Raw genomic sequence first — 2,810 nt, 5'->3', positions numbered from 1 at the left:
CGCCACCCGCACGCCGGTGGGCAAGGCGCCGCGCGGCGTGTTCAGGAACACCCGCCCGGACGACATGCTCGCCCACGTGATCCGCGCCGTGCTCGCACAGGCGCCCGGCATCGACCCGCGCCAGATCGGCGACGTCATCATCGGCTGCGCCATGCCCGAGGCCGAGCAAGGCATGAACGTGGCGCGCATCGGCCTGCTGCTGGCCGGCCTGCCCGACACCGTGCCCGGCGTCACCGTCAACCGCTTCTGCTCCTCCGGCCTGCAGTCGGTGGCGATGGCCGCCGACCGCATCCGCCTGGGCCTGGACGACCTGATGCTCGCCGGCGGCACCGAAAGCATGAGCATGGTGCCGATGATGGGCCACAAGGTGGCGATGAACCCCGGCATCTTCGACAACGAGCACATCGGCATCGCCTACGGCATGGGCATCACCGCCGAGAACGTGGCCAAGCAGTGGAAGGTGAGTCGCGAGCAGCAGGACGCGTTCTCGGTGGAAAGCCATCGCCGCGCGCTCGCCGCGCAGGCCGCCGGCGAGTTCAAGGACGAGATCACCCCGTTCAAGCTCGACGACCATTATCCGGACCTGGCCACGCGCTCGATCAAGACGGATAGCCGTCTGATCGACACCGACGAAGGCCCGCGCGCGGGCACGACCGTCGACGTGCTGGCCAAGCTCAAGACCGTGTTCCGCGCCAACGGCAGCGTCACCGCGGGCAACTCCTCGCAGATGTCCGATGGTGCCGGCGCGGTGCTGCTTGCCAGCGAACAGGCGATCAAGGACTATGGCCTCACACCGCTCGCCAAGTTCGTCGGCTTCTCCGTCGCCGGCGTGCCGCCCGAGGTCATGGGCATCGGCCCCAAGGCCGCGATTCCGAAAGTACTCAAGCAAGCCGGCATCAAGCAGGACGATCTCGACTGGATTGAGCTCAACGAAGCGTTCGCCGCGCAGGCACTCGCGGTCACCAAGGACCTCGGCCTCAACCCCGACAAGATCAATCCACTCGGCGGCGCGATCGCGCTCGGCCACCCGCTCGGCGCCACCGGCGCGGTCCGCGTCGCCACCCTGCTCCACGGCCTCAAGCGGCGCAAGCAGAAGTACGGCATGGTGACAATGTGCATCGGCACGGGTATGGGCGCGGCGGGTATATTTGAAGCCATGTAGGATTCACAGGTCGGTCGCTGGCTGGAAAGGACACTGCGATGAGAGCTGTCTCGATTCTTGCTTTCTGTTCGACGTCCTTGTTCAGCATTGCTTGCTGCGAGTCCGCTTTCGCGCGGGACCGGACTTCAGCACAAAAAATCCGGATCGTCTGCGTTGCCGATGCAAACGGCAATACACACGCTGCCCTGGAACATTCGACAGGCTATCGCGAACTCGATCGAGCTGCCATGGCAGCAGCCGAAACATGGTCGTCTTGCCCGTCAGGACAGAGGAAGTCCACTCCTTCGCAGGATGCGATAGAGCGCAAGCCGACTCGCATTTCGTGATTCCAACGACGACACAAAGGGTGACGATGCGGCTGATTGCAGCGATGCTTGTGGCCTGCCTCCTGCTCGCCGCGTGCTCAGTCACGACGCCGCGTTCGGCGCAGAAGTTCGTCGCCACCGAATCCGACTACGCCGACATCGCCGCGATGTCGCTCAAGTTCGTCGAACGCACCGCCCCAGTGTCCACGATCGTGCTGCCGGCGAACGCCGATCCGCGCGTCCGCGCCGCACTGAAACGCCTGCGGCCATTGATCACTCCCGACAAAGTCCCCGCCTCCGATACGTACAAGCTGGCCCCGGGTTACTTCGCGCTGCAGACGTTCGACATCGATGCAGAAGGCATCGCCACCTTTGAAGGCCAGCTCGGCCCCGTGCGCAAGGTGCCCGAGCTGCCGGCCACCGACGACTGCGGAATCCGTTTCTCGATTCCGTTCGCGCTCGAAGGCAACGACTGGGCCAGCCACACGCTGAAGAAGTCCGTCTGCTGGCCGAAACGCGAATGGTGGCCGGTGGACGAAGCAGCGCCGGCGCAGTCCCGGTAACGCCGTCCGCAACAAATTTGCAGCAATTGTCCGCGAGACTTGCCCGACAATCGGCAATAAACCAATGACGTGACCGTTGCCAGTGCTTCAATCCCTGAGCGGACCAACCGCGTGCTCGCGGGCGCCCTGCTCGCGATGCACTTCATCGTGCTCATCGTCGTGCCTCTGTCGGGAATGCCACCGACCGCGATGGCGGCATGTCTTGCGACCCTTGCGCTGGCCGGCCCGACACAATGGGCGCTCATCCACGAAGCGATCCATGGCATGTTGCTGCCGCAGCGCGGGGCGAATCGTGTTCTTGGGCGTGCGCTCGCCGGCTGTTTCGGTGCACCGTTCCGCGCGTTGCGCTTCGCCCACCTGCGCCATCATCGCTACAACCGCACGCCGCAGGGACGCGAGGAAACCTACGATCCCAAAATCCGCTCGCGCGGCGTAGCTTTCATGCAGCACTATCTGCGCATCGGCATCGGGCTCTACGCCGGCGAGCTGGCGCTGAACTTGCTCTGCTGGTTGCCGCCGCGCCTGCTACGCCCGCACCTGTGCAGACTCTGCCCCGATTTCGCCGACGGAACACCCGGCATGGCAGGCGTCGCCGAGCGCGAGTTGTTCGACCGCGCCGTGCTGCGCGAAATGCGATTGGATGCATTCCTCGTTCTCGCGCTCTATACGATCGCTTTCGCGCTGTACGCGAGGCACTGGCCGCTGCTCCTCACCTTCCTCGCGACGCGCGGTTTTCTCGCTTCGCAGTTCGACCATGCGCCGCACCACGCCACGCCGCTC

At 65.1% G+C, this 2,810-nt stretch carries 3 protein-coding genes; all 3 read left to right on the top strand.

The genetic code is table 11. The annotated features are described in order from the left end of the window. Positions 1–1,162, top strand: a 1,162-nt coding sequence (locus VF497_RS16165) for an acetyl-CoA C-acyltransferase (RefSeq protein ID WP_330890602.1), incomplete at its 5' end; no start/stop codon positions are given. Between the two features lie 244 nt (positions 1,163–1,406). Next, positions 1,407–2,030 carry a hypothetical protein gene (locus VF497_RS16160; RefSeq protein ID WP_330890600.1) on the top strand — a complete coding sequence of 208 codons (624 nt, stop codon included), beginning with the start codon at positions 1,407–1,409 and terminating at the stop codon, positions 2,028–2,030. Between the two features lie 69 nt (positions 2,031–2,099). Continuing rightward, positions 2,100–2,810: fatty acid desaturase (locus VF497_RS16155; RefSeq protein ID WP_330890598.1), on the top strand; the 711-nt coding region annotated here is incomplete at its 3' end.

This window comes from Rudaea sp. (assembly GCF_036383415.1).
Lineage (GTDB): Bacteria > Pseudomonadota > Gammaproteobacteria > Xanthomonadales > Rhodanobacteraceae > Rudaea.
This window is presented reverse-complemented; position numbering and strand designations above follow the sequence as displayed.